At 40.5% G+C, this 17,188-nt stretch carries 18 protein-coding genes; 6 read left to right on the top strand and 12 right to left on the bottom strand.

The window, feature by feature from the left end; all coding sequences use genetic code 11:
* Positions 1–171 precede the first annotated feature (171 nt).
* From D1B33_RS04300 to D1B33_RS04320, 5 genes are all read right to left on the bottom strand, one after another.
* A complete protein-coding gene (locus D1B33_RS04300; protein ID WP_118875085.1) occupies positions 172–492 on the bottom strand; it encodes a YolD-like family protein in 321 nt (106 codons plus the stop codon).
* Positions 493–527: 35 nt separating this feature from the next.
* Positions 528–1,781, bottom strand: a complete 1,254-nt coding sequence (locus D1B33_RS04305; RefSeq protein WP_118875219.1) for a Y-family DNA polymerase — start codon at positions 1,779–1,781, stop codon at positions 528–530.
* Positions 1,782–2,051: 270 nt separating this feature from the next.
* A complete protein-coding gene (locus D1B33_RS04310; RefSeq protein ID WP_199677342.1) occupies positions 2,052–2,594 on the bottom strand; it encodes a cysteine hydrolase family protein in 543 nt (180 codons plus the stop codon).
* Between the two features lie 226 nt (positions 2,595–2,820).
* The gene (locus D1B33_RS04315) at positions 2,821–3,291 is read right to left on the bottom strand and encodes a DUF421 domain-containing protein (protein WP_158582910.1); all 471 of its coding nucleotides are present in this window, start codon (positions 3,289–3,291) and stop codon (positions 2,821–2,823) included.
* A 208-nt stretch (positions 3,292–3,499) separates the two neighbouring features.
* Positions 3,500–4,291, bottom strand: coding sequence for a carbon-nitrogen family hydrolase (locus tag D1B33_RS04320; protein ID WP_118875087.1), 792 nt, complete (start codon positions 4,289–4,291; stop codon positions 3,500–3,502).
* 384 nt (positions 4,292–4,675) lie between these two features.
* Between D1B33_RS04320 and D1B33_RS04325 the strand changes: the two genes are divergently transcribed.
* Complete coding sequence (locus D1B33_RS04325; protein WP_118875088.1) at positions 4,676–5,869, top strand: pyridoxal phosphate-dependent aminotransferase; 1,194 nt, start codon at positions 4,676–4,678, stop codon at positions 5,867–5,869.
* A gap of 155 nt (positions 5,870–6,024) precedes the next feature.
* Here D1B33_RS04325 and D1B33_RS04330 read toward each other — a convergent pair whose 3' ends face one another.
* From D1B33_RS04330 to D1B33_RS04340, 3 genes are all read right to left on the bottom strand, one after another.
* The gene (locus tag D1B33_RS04330) at positions 6,025–7,344 is read right to left on the bottom strand and encodes an MFS transporter (RefSeq protein WP_118875089.1); all 1,320 of its coding nucleotides are present in this window, start codon (positions 7,342–7,344) and stop codon (positions 6,025–6,027) included.
* Between the two features lie 389 nt (positions 7,345–7,733).
* Complete coding sequence (locus D1B33_RS04335) at positions 7,734–8,795, bottom strand: nucleotide kinase (protein WP_233549377.1); 1,062 nt, start codon at positions 8,793–8,795, stop codon at positions 7,734–7,736.
* Between the two features lie 123 nt (positions 8,796–8,918).
* A complete protein-coding gene (locus D1B33_RS04340; protein WP_118875090.1) occupies positions 8,919–10,109 on the bottom strand; it encodes a glycine C-acetyltransferase in 1,191 nt (396 codons plus the stop codon).
* Between the two features lie 196 nt (positions 10,110–10,305).
* Between D1B33_RS04340 and D1B33_RS04345 the strand changes: the two genes are divergently transcribed.
* Positions 10,306–10,512, top strand: coding sequence for a helix-turn-helix transcriptional regulator (locus D1B33_RS04345; protein WP_118875091.1), 207 nt, complete (start codon positions 10,306–10,308; stop codon positions 10,510–10,512).
* Positions 10,509–10,973: a hypothetical protein gene (locus D1B33_RS04350; protein ID WP_118875092.1), complete on the top strand. Its 465-nt coding sequence runs from the start codon at positions 10,509–10,511 to the stop codon at positions 10,971–10,973. The genes D1B33_RS04345 and D1B33_RS04350 overlap by 4 nt, the downstream gene beginning before the upstream one ends.
* Positions 10,974–10,994: 21 nt before the next feature.
* On the opposite strand, the gene D1B33_RS04355 is transcribed toward D1B33_RS04350, so the two are convergent.
* The 3 genes from D1B33_RS04355 to D1B33_RS04365 form a co-directional block, all read right to left on the bottom strand.
* Positions 10,995–11,663 carry a YczE/YyaS/YitT family protein gene (locus D1B33_RS04355; RefSeq protein ID WP_325049409.1) on the bottom strand — a complete coding sequence of 223 codons (669 nt, stop codon included), beginning with the start codon at positions 11,661–11,663 and terminating at the stop codon, positions 10,995–10,997.
* Positions 11,664–11,732: 69 nt separating this feature from the next.
* Positions 11,733–12,218, bottom strand: a complete 486-nt coding sequence (gene ybaK, locus D1B33_RS04360) for a Cys-tRNA(Pro) deacylase (protein ID WP_118875223.1) — start codon at positions 12,216–12,218, stop codon at positions 11,733–11,735.
* 260 nt (positions 12,219–12,478) lie between these two features.
* Complete coding sequence (locus D1B33_RS04365) at positions 12,479–12,973, bottom strand: DinB family protein (protein WP_118875093.1); 495 nt, start codon at positions 12,971–12,973, stop codon at positions 12,479–12,481.
* Between the two features lie 98 nt (positions 12,974–13,071).
* On the opposite strand from D1B33_RS04365, the gene D1B33_RS04370 reads away from it, so the two are divergent.
* On the top strand, positions 13,072–13,824 hold the full coding sequence (locus D1B33_RS04370; protein WP_118875094.1) for an IclR family transcriptional regulator: 753 nt from the start codon (positions 13,072–13,074) through the stop codon (positions 13,822–13,824).
* Between the two features lie 55 nt (positions 13,825–13,879).
* Here the strand turns inward: D1B33_RS04370 and D1B33_RS04375 are convergent, their stop codons facing one another.
* Complete coding sequence (locus D1B33_RS04375) at positions 13,880–15,088, bottom strand: FAD-dependent monooxygenase (protein WP_118875095.1); 1,209 nt, start codon at positions 15,086–15,088, stop codon at positions 13,880–13,882.
* Positions 15,089–15,317: 229 nt separating this feature from the next.
* Between D1B33_RS04375 and D1B33_RS04380 the strand changes: the two genes are divergently transcribed.
* Both D1B33_RS04380 and D1B33_RS04385 read left to right on the top strand, forming a co-directional pair.
* Positions 15,318–16,076 carry an IclR family transcriptional regulator gene (locus D1B33_RS04380; RefSeq protein ID WP_118875096.1) on the top strand — a complete coding sequence of 253 codons (759 nt, stop codon included), beginning with the start codon at positions 15,318–15,320 and terminating at the stop codon, positions 16,074–16,076.
* A 155-nt stretch (positions 16,077–16,231) separates the two neighbouring features.
* Positions 16,232–17,182: a fumarylacetoacetate hydrolase family protein gene (locus tag D1B33_RS04385; RefSeq protein WP_118875097.1), complete on the top strand. Its 951-nt coding sequence runs from the start codon at positions 16,232–16,234 to the stop codon at positions 17,180–17,182.
* Positions 17,183–17,188: the final 6 nt, after the last annotated feature.

Consider the following 17,188-nt stretch of genomic DNA (forward strand, 5'->3'; position numbering starts at 1 on the left):
TGGGATAAGCTTATTCGTTATATTCCCAGGAGGTATTGGATTAAACATTCTTTCAATTCTTTTCTCTAAATTCTTGTTAATATTACAGCGAAAATCTCGGTAATACATAGCTTTTCAACAGATTATTACAAATCTATTGCATTTTATACTCTTCATTTATACCTTTTAAACTCACTCATACCGAGTAACGCCGACGATGAATGGAAAGGGAAATTTACGCCCATCTTCCAAATAAAGTGCGCTATTTTTGATATCAAGTTTGGCGATTATTCCCGTGGCCTTAAAAATATGCTTGGCTTCCCAAATCTTTAATTCCACCTCCAACCCATTCTCAAAGGCTTTTTGCAATTGTTCGCTTAATTCTTGGAGCGCCCATTCATCGAGTTCAGGCTTTTCAACATACTGATCGTTTTCGTGCCATTCCCGAAGGTATTTGACATGCTCAGGCAGCATCATAGCGTTCCATTTTATATTCCCGCGGTCTCGAATCACTCTTATCACCTCTTCCCAACACGTTTGGCCAAACCTCACATCTTATGTCCGCCGAGAAGCTGGGCACGTGCCACCGCTGTCCCTGCTTCCGTATAGGAGACGGCACGCAAAACGGCTGTCGTGCCATGTTTAGCACGCAAATAATCCATCGTTGCGCCAAGCTTTCGTTTTTTCCACTTCCTATGGTCAAACAAACTCAGCTGCATGGAGCGTTCCGATTCCAATTTTGAAATGCTGAGCGTGATTTGCCTTACCGGTCTTTCGGCATAATATTCATCCAGTAATTCTTTGCACACTTTAAATATTTTCATGGTATCGTTTGTTGGTTCATCAATTGTCCGGGCACGGTTAAATCCGCCGCCAAACGCGTCTTTGCTATAGCTGGCACCCAGTGTAATGGTCCTTCCGACTTGCCCCGCCTCCCTGGCTCTTCTTGCCACATCTTCGCACATTTCAAGAATGACGGTCAGGATTTCATCACGATTGCGATAATCACGCATTAACATTTGGCCTTTGCCAAAACTGATCTGCCCTTGTGCAAGCGGTGCCCCAAGCGGCGACAAATCAATTCCCCACGCATGATAGTAAAGCTGGTTGCCCATAATCCCGAAACGGTCTTCCAATGTTTTTAAATCGCTTTGCGCCAAGTCGCCCACTGAAAAAATGCCCATATTGTTTAAGGAGCGTTCAGTTCTTCGCCCAATTCCCCACATCTCGGAAAGAGGCGAAACAGACCATAGTTTTGTTGGAACATCTTCATATGTCCACTTGGCAAAATTTTTCTTTTTCGCTTCCAAATCAAGCGCCAGTTTGGCCATCAGCATATTCGGCCCCATGCCCACCGCACTTGGTATTTGAAATTGGCGATAAATGCTTTGCTGTATTACTTTTGCTGTTTCTTCCGGAGATCCCCAGAGCTTTTCGGTCCCTGTCAAGTCCACAAAGCTTTCATCGATGCTGTACACATGGATTGCTTCCTTTGGAACAAATTGATTGATTAATTTCGTAATTTCCATCGATATTTTTACGAAAAACTCCATTTTCGGTTCAAATAAACGAATGTCGGGATGTTTTGGAATTTCATAAAGCCGGGATCCCGTTTTAATGCCGAATCGCCTTTTCATTGGCGGGGATGCAGCAAGCACCACGCTTCCCTTTTGCTCAAAGTTTCCCACTACGGCAATCGGAACTTCCATCGGATCGAGGTTTTCAAGCATTGCCATGCAGCTCGCATAAAAACATCTCATATCAATACAAATAATCGAATGATTCGGTGCTTGTTCGTACATCTTAAAAGCGTCTGCATCCCGGTATTCAGTTGTCAACAGAGCATTGCCATGCATTTTCAACACCTCATTTGCATGATTATTATATGCGAACATTTGTTCTTTTATTCATTTTAAAATGAGACAGCTGAGACGGCAAGAGGGATTGTCTGGAAATTTGACAATGGGAAGAAATCAAGCGATTGGATGAGAGAAAAAATGACAAAGATAGCACGCAAAATAAAAAGCTCCACTACTGTAAGAGCAGCGAAGCGAAAATAAAATATCTAATAATTAATCAATAATTTCCGTAAAGAAACACGTTTTCATATGATTGATGAACGTATCCCCCAAATCCGTGAAAGTTGCCACCCCGCGTTTATGGATAGCCGTTTTAAATCCTTCGGCATCTGCCCCGGCAATCGTTAAAAAATCACAAATATCTGTACAAGCACCGACAACATGCACTTTTTCAACTTCCAAGGCTTTTAACTTTTCAGCCAACCCTGTTTTAAAGAAAGCATTATAATTGGTTTTGGGTTGATAGAAGACATTCGGATTGGACTCATGTTCCCCGAACCACGTAAACAAATCTCCGTAAAGCTCCTGACCCTTGGTTCCAACAACATTATGTGAAGGCCACAATTCAAAGTGCGCATCATTCTCTTCATGCGCATCCATGGCCACCACAACGATTTGATCATTATTCAAAAATGCATTCGCTTGTTCAATAATATAAGGCACCACTTCCTGCGCTGGCTTTCCGGCCGTTAAACTTCCTTCATCCGCAACAAAGTCGTTGCTCATATCTACGATGATTAACGCTTCTTTCATCATTCTCAATCCTCCCCGCCAAAGTTTATCTATATTATAAACGTTCTTTCATTTATAACCTATGTATATTCACTTTTAAATTAACATTAGATAAAGAAAGCAAAAACTCCCCAAAGCCAAGCAGCCCCAGAGAGTCGAATTTATTGTATGTGAAATATTGAATTTGTTGCAGGATTTTAGTTTAAGATTTTGTAAATTTGTTTTAAACTACCAACATGCACACACCTTTTTATTTCTCCTGATTGTCCGTGTCCTTGTATAACTTGGCTGAAATGGTTCCGTCAATCTCAAGGATACCGAGTCTTACCTCCTTCACATTAAAAACGCCCTGCTTCCTTAACTGTGTTTCCAGCTCTTGTTTCGATAAATTTTCTTTTTCCATCAGCCTGGTGTTCACGGTGCCGTTTTTTATGATAATTTCCGGCTTCCCATCGATCCAGCGCTCAAACGCATTTTTTCGCGTCAGTTTTTCGGAACCCCACATACAAAGTCCCCAAATAATGATGATAAAGATAATATGCGTAATTTTAAAATCCTTTTCATGAATCATTCCACCCACAATATCCGCTAAAATCAGCATAAACACCAAGTCAACCGGCGTCGTTTGCGCCAGCTCTTTTTGGCCGATGATTCGAATGACGATTATGATGCCTATTAAGGCAACTATAAATTTAAGGGCCACACCCAAATATAATTCCAATTGTATCCCTCCTGCCTTGCACATTCTAATGATGAGATTCTTTTATTCCCCGTACTCCAAGGGTAATCCTCTTATTCCTTTTCTGTGCAATGGTAAACAATCAAGCCTTTTAGACAAATAAAAAAACATACGAACTTTATTAGCGCAAGCCTCCAGAAAGGCCTTGCCCCAACACTGTTCATATGTTTGGAATTAATTTGATTTGATTTTATTCTTCTACGACTCCCGAATACAATTCCGGGCGACGGTCGTCATATACCGGAATTCGGCCGCGCACTTCTTCCACTTTCGAAAAGTCCACGTCAACAATCGCAAGCTCTTCATCTTCGGCACCTGTCCAAAGCACTTCACCCCACGGTTCGATTACCATGGACTGGCCATTGAAGTTTTCAACTTTTCGCGAAATGCGGTTCACCGCAATGATAAAGCATTGATTTTCAATTGCACGGGCTTGCAGCAATGTTTTCCAGTGATCGATGCGTGGTGTTGGCCACTGAGCCGAGACAAACAGGACGTTTGCCCCTGCCAATGCATGCGCGCGAAGCCATTCAGGAAAACGTATCTCATAGCAAATAACCCCAGCGGCCTCTACTTCACCGAGCGTGAAACGATTCATTTCATTGCCCGATTCCAAATATTTATGCTCATCCATTAATCTGAATAGGTGAGCTTTGCTATACTCGCTAACCTGCTGTCCTTCCTTGTTGTACACATACATCGTGTTATAAAATTTCCCGTCTTTTTCGGTAGCGACAGAACCTCCGACAATATGTATGCCCAGTTCAGTGGATAAGTTTTGCAGAAAGGCTTGTGTACGAGACCCTTCTGGATCTGCCAATTCCCCCAGTTTTTCAAGGGCGAATCCCGTATTCCACATCTCCGGCAAAACCGCGATTTCCGCCCCTTTACTTGCTGCTTCACGAATCAAACTTTCCGCTCGTTCGTAATTTTCGTCTACCTTCCCAAATCCAACGTTCATCTGAATCATTCCGATTTTCATTGCTAAAACCCCCTATGTTTTAAAGTGCATGCATTCTTCTTAATTAAACGATAACAAAAACAAAGGCAAGAATCCAGATACCTTCCATACTAAAAATATGTATTGCATAAAGCAAAAAAGAGAGAATTCGATATTCTCCCCTTTCCTGCCCTTATGGAATTATTGCTTATTCAATCTTGCTGCCTGCCTTAACCCCAAACTTCATCGGCCACTTCTTTAATAAGACGAAGTTTCTCCCATTGTTGCTCGCCTTCTTCGCTTTCCTGCTTCATTGCATTCATATTGCAGACGTTCCCTAAATATTATACTATTATTTTGAAACTTCGAATTGCAAATATATTCTGAATACTAGAGTTCGTACTTTAAAGAAAAAGAGGGATACAGATGGAATTCTCGAATAAACTTCAACAACTGCCTACTCAGTTTTTTGCGGCGCTTGTACAAAAAGTGAATGCAGCCATTGCCCAGGGACATGATGTCATTAACCTGGGGCAAGGAAACCCAGACCGCCCGACGCCTCCCCATATTATCAAAGCTTTGCAGCAAGCTTCGGAAGATCCACAGACTCACAAATACTCGCCTTTCCAGGGTATTCAAGAGCTAAAAGAAGCAGCGGCCCATTTTTATAAACGCGAATATAATGTGGACATTGACCCCGAAACGGAAGTGGCTATTCTTGGCGGGGCGAAAATTGGCTTGGTGGAGCTGCCCATGGCAATTTTGAACCCCGGAGATTTTATGATTCTTCCAGACCCAGGCTACCCTGATTACCTTTCTGGTGCCGTACTGGGGGATGTGCAGTATGACACTTTTCCATTAACAGAAGAAAATGACTTTTTGCCGGATTATGGCGCTTTGACGGAAGAGGTAAAAAAACGCGCAAAATTAATGTACTTAAATTATCCAAATAACCCGACAGGAGCTACCGCCAATTTGGAGTTTTTCGAAAAAACCGTCGCATTTGCCAACCAACATAATATTGCGGTGGTCCACGATTTCGCATATGGTGCCTTAGGGTTTGACGGCAAACGCCCTGTAAGCTTCCTGCAAGCAGAGGGAGCAAAAGAGGTGGGTGTTGAATTTTATACCTTATCGAAAACCTACAATATGGCCGGATGGCGTGTTGGCTTTGCGGTAGGAAATGCAAAGATTATTCGTGCAATCAACCTGCTTCAGGACCATCTATTTTGCAGCATCTTCCCTGCCATTCAAGTTGCAGCAGCTGCTGCTTTAAACGGCGACCAGGATTGCGTCGAGGAACAGCGCGCCATTTATGAAAGCAGACGAAATGTGTTGGTGGAAGAAGCACATCGAATCGGCTGGAAGATTAAAGCGCCAAAAGGTTCTTTCTTTGCCTGGCTAAAGGTGCCGGATGGTTATACAAGCGAAAGTTTTGCAGACTTGTTATTGGAAAAGTCGCATGTTGCGGTTGCGGCAGGAAATGGTTTCGGGGAACACGGCGAGGGATATGTCCGCGTGGGCCTGTTGGTTAGTGAGGAACGATTAAAAGAAGCCATGCATCGGATCGAAAAATTAGGCTTATTCGAAGAGAACGCGGTTTATGCAACCAAGGAATGAATAAAAGGATTCCCTCGAAACTTTGAGGGAATCCTTTTAATGGTGTGTCCTGTACAATAAATTCAAAAACATATCTGAAAATCGGAATCTAAGACCCCATAAATCCAAATGTACCCGTATACTTATATAAAATAAGCCATCACTGCCTAATAATCTTAATTCACAACTTCCGCTATTTCTTCTACAACCCCATTTTGATTATTAGGCGTTAATTTTAACGTAAAGAGTGTGATTAAACTAATAAGCAGGAAACCAGCAATCAAAAACATTCCTTGCGTTAAATTAAGAACCCCCAAAATCATGGGCCCCAAGAAACCACCGAGTGAAGAAAGTGTGCTGACAAGCGCAATTCCGGCGGGAGCTGTTGATTCTGAAAAGAAGAAAGTTAAAAACGCATAAAAAGTGCCCGATATACTATACAATCCAGCCGACGTAATGGAAAGCATCAGTACCATCATGGGGGCGCTTGAGACGAGAGCACAACCAACAATTCCAACCAATGCAATCGAAACACTCACACCAAGATGCAATTTATGAGTATTTGTTCGATCTGCATTCCAGCCGGCAAAGAGTATAGATGGAACAGCAATAATGGATGGAATCATCGCTAGCCAACCGATCTCCATAATCGTGGTTGAAGAAGAAGATAACGATTTAATAATCGTCGGCATCCAATAGGACAGTGCATTAACAGCAACAAATCCCGCAATGTTAAATAAAGATAGTTTCCAAACCTTTGAATCTTTTAACATCCCAAGATGGGAAGTTTTATTTAATTTTGCACTTAACTGCCTTTCCTTTTCCAGCTCTCCTTCAAGCCATGATTTTTCCTCATCCGTTAACCATTTTGCCTGTTCGGGTTTATTAGTCAGATAAAATAAAACAACAACCCCTAAAAGCACAGCCGGGATTCCTTCCAATATAAACATCCATCGCCATCCAGCTAAGCCATTCCAAGAAATATTCTCAATAATCCAAGTAGAAAGGGGTGCACCAATCAACGCACTTAACGGCAACGCTACAAAAAACAGTGCCGTTGCTTTCCCTCTTTCACGCGCTCTAAACCAATATGTTAGGTAAAGAATAATCCCTGGAAGAAAACCAGCTTCAGCTGCCCCCAGCAAAAAACGCAAGATATATAAATGGGTAGCAGACTGGGCAAAGCCAGTTAAGACAACAATAATGCCCCATGTGACCATAATCCGCGAAATCCACAACTTTGCTCCGACTTTATGGAGAATGAGGTTGCTTGGCACTTCAAAAAGAAAATAACTGATAAAAAACAACCCTGACAACAACCCAAACACTTCAGCTGTTAGAGACAAGTCTGCATTCATTTTCAAAGCCGCATACCCAATATTGACCCGATCCAGGAAAGCGACGACATACAAAAGTAAAATAAAAGGTAAAATCCTTCTCATTGTTTTCTTAACCGTTCTTTTTTCAATCGATTGAATAGCTTGTACTTGATTCAAATAAATCCCTCCCAATTAGGTAATTTAGATTTTCAATATCCTATCTTTAAATCCGTCTTTACCTTTTCATTATCGAATCAATATTAGACTTGGTTAGAAATCCCCTCCTTCAGTAAACGATAGGTTTTACCCTGTTTTAGAAACCCCTTTCAAAAAACTCTTGATGCTCTAACTTTCTTTTATGTATTTAAATATTCTTTATTTACTATGTTAAGCTTGTAAAAGGAACGTCTAAAATAAATTTTAGAAAATTCCTTAAAACTACACTAGAATAAAAATCATCTGTTTTTACTTGTATTTTCATATATTTTTATTTGAAATAAAAATATACCAGACACACAAACAATTCTAAATTGTGTGTGTGCCTGGTACCTATTTTTTCAAAAGCCTCAAACAGAATCCAGGAATAAGCCCGCAGTCATTTCATCCAGCTTTTCACCGTTAGTTGCTTCATCGAGCAACTGTCTTGCCATTCTTTCCGATTCGGCATATAAATTGGCATTCATAACGGCTTCCTTCATTGTGGCACGATAGTTTGATACGATTGCTTGAATATTTGCCTCCTCCACCGCTGTTGGGTGACAAAGACTGGCCATATCGAAAATCTCATCCCCCGCTCGTTCCGGAAAATACTCATGCGGCTCCGTACTGTCAAAAATACACCATTTTAATTCCGGCAATATGACCATATCCACCGATTTGGAGTCTAGGCCGCACCAGATCGTTTGTACGTCAAATCCACGCTCAAGCGCCACTTCTGCCAGTTTCTTCATCATGGAAGACTTGCCGGTTCCCGGGTATCCTTTAATAAAGAGGCGTTTTTCAAGATTTTGCGTTATGCTTTGAACGTAATCGCGCGCCCCGGCCGGCGTTAATGTTCCAAGCAAGCGATGCGTATGTTCCCCGCTTTTTTTGATGTTCTCATTGCCCAATACCGTCCCAATCAGTTCATCGATTTTCGCATCAAGCCCAGCCCAGTCCATATAACGGCGCGTTTCGACTTCCCACTCATCGTGAAGTTTTAAGGCGTTTGATAAAGACTGAAAGCATTGTTGATAATACTCTTCTTTTCTAGTTTTTAAATACTCAAGGTTTTTTTGTTGTTCGAGGATTTTCTGGTGATCCATGCATCCATCCAGAGAAATGACTTGTATATTTTCAAGTGGATCTAATGAAAGATTGGTTGCTTCGAGGATGAGAATGTCGTGTGGTTTCTTAATGAACAGCGCCTGTATCGACTTTTCGAAAAATGGGTCATGGTAATACTCAACGTCTATTCCTTTCTTGCTATAAAAATCTCCCAATTCCAGCAGCTTTTCCGAAACCTTAAAGCCCTGTGCGCCTTCCAATAAATAAATGGATTTCGCTTCGTTCATGATTTCTTTGTAAACATTCTTGATTCCCTGACCGGTTAACGATTGCCCGAAAAAGTGTGTAATTATAGCGCTCAAAAAGACGTCATCCTTCCATTGATTATTTCACTTTATGTGTATGTAAAAGGCCCAAAAAAGGTGCCAAACACCAATTCGATTCTTAAAATCAAGAATCGCATTAGTGACTGGCACCTAAAAAATTTAGTTTATTACGCCTAATTCACGGCCCACTTTTTCGTAGATTGCCAGAGCATCGTCCAGCATTTCCTTCGTATGTGCCGCGGTAGGCATATTGCGGACACGTCCTGTTCCTTTCGGTACTGTCGGAAAGACGATGGCTTTAGCGTAAACGCCTTCTTCAACAAGACGTTTCGAAAATTGCTGCGTTAACTTTTCATCCCCAATAATACATGGCGTAATCGGGGTTTCAGACGCACCAATCTCAAAGCCAAGTTTTTTCAATCCCGCTTTTAAATAATCGCCGTTTTCCCAAAGTCGATCATGCAATTCCGTCGACTCCATAATCATCTCAACGGCACGGGTAATGGCTGCCACATCACCTGGCGTAACAGCGGTTGAGAAAAGGAATGGACGAGAACGCACTTTTAGCCAGTCAATCAAATTTTTCTTTCCGGCCACATAACCGCCGACTACCCCTATTGCTTTGGAAAGCGTGCCAATTTGGAAATCAATTTCTTTTTCAAGCCCAAAATGCTTTACCGTCCCTTTTCCTTTCCCCGTAACCCCAGAACCATGCGCATCATCCACATAGGTGATGAGGTCGAACTCTTTTGCAATCTCGACAATTTCAGGCAATTTTGCAATGTCCCCATCCATCGAGAAAACGCCGTCCGTTATGACCATGATTTTATTGTATAAGCCGGATTCTTTTGCCTCTTTCGCCTTTGTGCGAAGATCGTCCATATCCGAGTGTTTGTAGGCAATGATTTTTGCTTTTGAAAGACGGCACCCATCAATGATGGAGGCATGGTTCAATTGATCGGATAGAATGGCGTCGTTTTTGTCCATGACAGCGGAAATGGCTGCCATGTTGCAGTTAAATCCGGACTGATAGGAAATCGCCGCTTCTGTTCCTTTAAATTCAGCCAATTTCTCTTCCAATTTTACGTGAAGGTCCATTGTTCCGTTGATCGTACGAACCGCTCCTGCCCCCACACCGTATTCATCGATTGCTTTTTTGGCAACCTGTTTTAGTTCTTCGTTGGTTGCCAAACCTAAATAGTTATTGGATGATAGATTGATTAATTTCTTTCCATTTACCTGGATGATGGGACCGTTTGCCCCTTCAACCGCATCTATTTCGTTGTATAGGCCTTGGTCTCGCAAGGCTTCCAGATTTTCGTTTAAAAATGCATCTAATATTTTGGACATGGATTTCTCCCCCTACACCATAGTTATCTTAGATTTTAGCACACTCTCTTGAGCTTTCGATAGGAATACTCTAAAATGACAACCTAACTTTTGTTAGAAATTCTTGACAAAAAGTTAAGTAAACATTACATTGTATGTAGCATATGTTAAGTAAACATAACATTTCGTTCGGTATGTTTAACAAGGAGGTTATACATTGCTAAAAAATCGTGTAAAAGAATTGCGGGCAAGATATAACTTCACGCAAAGCGAATTAGGAGAACGGGTCGGAGTAACGAGGCAAACCATCGCCTTCATTGAAAAAGGTGAATTTTCTCCTTCCATTACACTTGCTTTAAAGCTTGCAAAGGAATTAAAGGAACCACTTGATCAATTATTCTGGTTGGAGGAGGATGAAAAGTGAACATTCGTATGATGTATCCGTTTTTTAATATTATAGGCTGTGTCATTTTCTTATTTATAGGATGGGGTTTTACGAGAAACGATGCCACAATTTCAGAAAATACTTTTGACTATACGATTCATCCTGTAGGAATCATTGCATGGCTAATATTAGTGGCTTTGTGTCTTGTTTTTTCATTTTTAATAAAAAGATATAACAAAATGAATCCAGATAAACAAATCAAGACTTTTACAATGACGCCACCGGAATATATCGAAGAAGATGAAATGTATCAATATGCAACCATGAAGGCAACAAAAAAAGTCTATACATTCCTTATATGGGCATTACCTGCGATTCTACTCTATATAATCTTGCCATTGCCGTTTTCCGAATATGGAGTTTTCTTCATCATCACAGTGATCATAATTATTCAAAATCTGCTTTACTTCTTTGAAATGAGGAAATTTAAAGAGCTGTAAATGCAAAAAACCTCGCAAAAGCTAGGATTCTTTTGCGAGGTGATCCATCTCCTTATGAGAGGGTTTATTTTCATCAAGTGAATGCTGGATTCTTTTTTCAAGCATGTTGCGAAAAAATGGCAAGGACCATTGAACAATATAGCCGGTGCACAAGGCAATAATGATCGTTCCCGCTCCGACAGGCCCACCAAGCAGCCAGCCAATCAAGGCAATGATTGCCTCCATCATTAAACGCGCTTTGCCAATCGAGCCCGCGAATTTTTTAGCGAAGATAATCATCAGCGTATCTCGCGGACCGGCTCCAAGATTGGGAGAAATATAAAGGGCACAGCCAACTCCCAAAATCACAACGCCCAGCAGGAAGTACAGCGCACTAGATAAAGAGTTTGTGGAGCTTGGCAATAGCCAGTTAAAAAAGTCGATAAACACCCCACATAAAAACATGTTAAGCCATGTTGCGAGCTTCGGCCATTCTTTTAAATAGAGAGATGTAGATCCTAAAACAATAAGTCCTGTAATAACGGACCATGAACCGACTGTTAATCCGACTTTTTCAAATAATGCGATGTGCAACACATCCCATGGACTGACTCCCAACACTTTCCCTTTAATTGTCATGGAAACACCCAAACACAACACTGCCAATCCGGAAAAGAAGAATAGCCATTTCCACATTTGTTCATTTTTCACTACAAAGCCTTCTTTCTAACTCTATAAAACTTTTCCAACTTTACCCTACATATCACAAAAATTTATTTTCTAAACCGTCAGCTTTGAAAAGTTCGCATGCGTTATACTTACTAAATCATGGGGATTTAATTGGACTTGCAACCCAATTTTTCCGGCACTGACAATCAAATAGTCCAATGAAACAGCCGATTCGTCGATATAGGTTGGAAATTGTTTTTTCATGCCAATAGGAGAGCAGCCTCCTCGAATATATCCTGTCGTGGGAAGCAGGTCTTTTACATGAAGCATTTCAATTTTCTTCTCCTCTACGACCTTCGCGCAAGTTTTTAAATTCAACTCAGCACTCACAGGAATCACAAAAACAAAGTACTTCCCCGCTCCAGCAGTAGCAACCAATGTTTTAAATACATGCGCAACGGGTTGCCCCGTCTTGTTTGCTACAGTAATGCCATCGATTCTATGATCCTCTATTGTATATTCCAGCAAGTTGTATTTTATTTTTTGCTGATCCAATAAACGCACAGCATTCGTTTTCACTTTCTTTTCTTTTGCCAATGACGCCCCTACTTCCACATGCATTATCATACTATATCCATCATACCAAACCCAACAAGAAAAAGATGTAAAAATGCCCGCCAGAAGCACATTTGCTCACAGCGGACATTGGGAATATGTTTGTTTGTTTTTTAGTCGGTTCAACCCGACATTGTAAGATCAAATTCGCCTTGGCGTATTTGAGTCCAGATTTTATCGAGCCAGCTCGATAAACTTCCTTTAAAAAATCTGTGACATCCGCCGAAGACTGTAGTTAAATGTTATTGAACTTTTGCTAAATGACGCACTAATTGGCCATGGTGGCCCACAACGTGTTGAACTACTAAATGGTCAACCAAGAATGATAATGGTTTGCCATCAAAGTTTGGATTATAACTTGGGGCTGTTTTAACTAAATCTTCTTCCGTTACTTTTCCGAGTGTTTCTTCCACTCGTGGAATCAGATTTTGCAGTGCTGCGATCACATCCGCTTTTTTAAGTTGGGATACAACTTTTTCATCTACTGCCGCCAAACGACGTACATGTTCATGATTTCGGCCCCATTTTGCTCCTGGAACTACTAATAATGCTTCCAAATCAACCAGCCAGAAATCAACAGCTTCCAATATATGTGCAACAATTTGCATTCCTGACCACTCAGGTTCGGAAGGTTTAATGTATAAAGTTGCTTCATCAGTCTCTTCAAGCACCTTTACGATTTCATTAATCGTATTTTTGAATAGTTCCACTTTTTCATTTAAAATTGCAGTTGTCATAAATAAGACACTCCTTTTATTATATAAATAGTGAAATTATATCACTCTATGTGAAATAATGGAATTTAAGGATGGAACCAGAAAGGATTCGCTGTTAAATGGACAAAGCTTCAACAATCGGGTCGCTCGTGCACGGAGCCAACATTATTCACGTTGTTGCCCAAAGTGACACCCCACTAAAATTTACGGATATTCAAGAACAAACAGGAATTTCAAAAAGCAATCTTTATAAATACTTGAACACTTTAACTCAACTGGATTTCCTTTATAGAGATATAAAACAAGGAAACTATACGCTGGGTTACAAGTTTCTTGAGTATGGCAATGCTGCCATGAAAAACAATGACGTTGCCAGCAAACTCTCTTCCTATTTTAAGGAAATTAGCAATCTTGCAAATATGACAACTTCTTTATCCGTCTGGTTGAACGATACACCCGTGATTACGAATATCTGGAATACAAACTATGGTTTAAATATCGGTGCTCAAATCGGAACAAAACTCCCACTGCTTTCAGCTGCAGGGAAAGTACATGCAGCTTATGCAAATAGTGAGGAAATTTTCAATTGGATTGAACAAGAACAAAGCAAAGATTCCACTTTTTCCGTGGAAGCATTTCAACATGAATTGAATGAAATACGCACATCCCGTATTGCTTTTGCAAAAGAACCACTAACAAAACATGTTTCATCCATGAGCATGCCCATTTTGGATTATAAAAATGAACTCGTTGCTGCTTGTACAATCATTGGTTTTACAGAACAAGTCCCGAAAGATCAATCTTCCGAAATTGTTCAGAGAGTGATGGACATTAACAAATCAATGTCCCGTGCTTTCGGCTATAAAGATTAGTATAAAATGCGTTAGACAGAATACTCTAACGCATTTTAATTTTATGGAAAGAAGCTTAAGATTTGATTAAATTTTCAGCTTCTTTTTTATATTTATTGAAAATTCCGTATAGGAAATCTACTGCATAGAAATCTTGTGCTTTATGTCTTGCGAATGCTGCATTACGCATCATGATCAACACTTTATCTTCAGCATGGATGATTTCTCCCCAGTTGCGTGCACTAGTTTGAACCATTGCAGAACGTGGAATGCGAATCTCTTGATATTTTTTGAATGCTTCTTCGTAAGAGTCGTTGGCTTTTAATTGTTCACCCAAAATGTAAGAGTCCTCTAACGCTTGAACTCCACCTTGTGCAAGGTATTGAAGCATTGGGTGAGCTGCATCCCCAAGCAATGCAACGTTTCCTTCTGTCCAATTGTCAATTGGAAGACGGTCATACATTGGCCAACGGAATTGACGGTTGATAAATTTGATTGCATTTTCTACTAATGGGTGTGCACCTTCAAAACGTTTTGCCATTTCGTCTGGATTACCCCAATCTTCTTTCGTTGCATCATATGATTTAAATACAACTACTTGGTTGTATAACTCGCCACGACGTACTGGATATTGCACCATGTGAAGGTTTGGACCGATCCACATAATCACATCATCCATATTTAAGTTTGCGTCGCTTGATACTTCTTCAATTGGAATCGTACCACGGTAAGCTACATAAGTAGAGTTGATTGGTTCGTCATTAGCGAACTTCTTGCGGATATTTGATTTTAATCCGTCCGCGCCAATTACCGCTTCAGCTGTATATGTTTCGCCATTTTGGTTTGTAATTGTTACAGTTCCATTGTTTTGTTCCGCACTTTGGATAGCTTGGTTGTTGAAGAATTTGATGTTGTCAATTTTTTGGCATGCCTCGAATAACACGCGGTGTAAATCTGAACGATGCAGCACCACATAAGGTTGCCCAAATTCTTTTTGGAATGCTTCTCCTAAATCCAAAGTTGCTAATTCTTTCGCTGTATAAACATCCTTCAGAACCAGACGTTTCGGCAATACTGCCACTTTTAGGATTTCCTCTTTTACGCCAAGATAATCCAACACTTCTAAGGCATTCGGAGCTAATTGAATCCCCGCACCAACTTCCCCAAACTCAGGTGCTTGCTCAAAAACGGAAATGGATTTTCCAGTATTTTTAGAAATTGAAAGAGCAGCTGCTAAACCGCCAATTCCCCCACCTACTACGATGATATCGCTTACATTTGCCATATATTTTTTCCCCCTAATCTGCTATATAGTCCACAAATAGAGAACCGCGTTCTCGTTAATAGAAATTTATAACACTTTTCACCCTTTCGTCAACAAAAAATTTAAAAGATTTAGAAATTTGTATATAAACCAAATTTTGTTATAATAGCAAACTAATCAAAGAAAAAGCCTGAACAATTCTTTTTTCTTCGCAGGAAAATCAAGCAACTATAATCCAAGGAGGAGCACTATGACTACGAAAAACAAAGTCTCGGTCATTCAATCACTGCAAGTTGGACTGAAGCTATTGGATGTGTTGGCCGAACAAAAAGAGCCTTTGAAATTTACTGATATACAAAACTTAACTTCCATGACCAAGAGCAATCTATATAAATACCTTTCCACTCTTTGCGAATTTGGAGCTGTTTACCGAAACCCGGTAACCAATACATATACATTGGGGCAAAAACTAATAAAACTGGGCAACATCGCCATGGGGCAATCGTCAATTATTGAACTTGTCATTCCATACTTAAAAAAAATCAACGAAAATACAAATTTAACGGCTTTACTTGCCATTCCATCGGTTAATGGCCCTCTTGTCACCTACATTTCCAGTGCAGACTATGGAATCAATATTGGTGCACAAATTGGAACGACTTTACCGCTTTCATCATCAACAGGCATCATCTACTCCGCTTTTCCGAACGCACATTTGCAGGAATGGCTTGAAAATGAAAAATCCAAAATGACGAAGGCGGAGCTGCAAACCTTTGAATATGAAAAAGAAAATGCGAGAAAGCGGTTTTTTGCATCAAAAATTGAGCCACTGATCGAACATGTTTCAAGTTTTAGTGTTCCCATTTTAAATTTTAGCGATGAGCTGATTGGAGCCATTACCATCGTCGGCTATACGGAAATTGTACCGAAAGCGGCAGAACACCCTACCGGCCAAATCGTCCTTGAAATCGCCCAGCAAGTTTCCGACTACTATGGACACTCTAAATAGCGGCTTAAAGTCTGCTAGATAGAGAGGAAAAGACAAATTAATCCATCTTTTCTGAAAATAAATAACATTGACTTTTTTTTGAGAAGATATTAATCTTTTTATAAATAGTGAACTTTTTTCACCATTGGAGAATATGATTTTTTAGGGGGATCTCAATGAAACTTATAAACTACACAGCAGCAGGATATACAAGAGCGGGAGCGATTGTAGAAGATAAAGTAATCGATTTAAACTATGCGTATCAAGCACAACTAAAAGCGGAAGGCAAATATCGTTATGAAGAAATCGCGCATGCCTTTGTACCGGCGACTGCAGACGAGTTATATCAAGGGGGCAAAGAATCTCTTCAACTTGCTCAAGGTGCAATCGATTTCATCCTAGCCAACCCGGAAAGCTTTGATAAAAAGGTGATTTTCAATAAAGAAGAAGTAAAAGTTGAAGCACCTGTTCAAAAACCAGGAAAAATCATTTGTGTGGGCCACAACTATCGTGAACACATTTTGGAAATGGGACGCGAACTTCCTTCTAACCCAGTTATTTTCGCGAAATTCGCCAATACAATTTTAGGACCGGATGACGATATTCCATTCTATCCAATTTCAGACCAACTTGACTATGAAGCGGAATTCACTTTCGTAGTCGGAAAGCAAGCACGCAACGTATCCGAAGAAGATGCACTTGATTATGTAGCAGGCTACACAATTACAAACGACGTAACATACCGCGATATTCAACGTCGTACACTACAATGGCTGCAAGGTAAAACAGTTGACGGTTCTGCACCAATGGGACCTTACTTGGTAACTTCAGATGAATTGCAAGATCCATCAGGCCTGGATGTAGTATTAAAAGTAAATGGTGAAGTTCGCCAAAAAACAAATACTGCAAACCTAGTATTCGATGTGAAAAAACTGGTTTCATTCTTGTCGAACTTAATGACGCTAGAACCAGGAGACGTTGTCTTGACAGGTACTCCAGGTGGTGTAGGAGTAGCGATGGATCCTCCTCAATTCTTGAAAGATGGCGATGTTGTAACAATCGAAATCGATAAAGTCGGTACACTTGAGAACAAAGTAAAAGCGACAGAAGTGGTTCCAACGGTTTAAGAATCA

Origin of the sequence: Ureibacillus yapensis (genome assembly GCF_003515775.1) — a bacterium.
Taxonomy (GTDB): Bacteria; Bacillota; Bacilli; order Bacillales_A; family Planococcaceae; genus Ureibacillus; species Ureibacillus yapensis.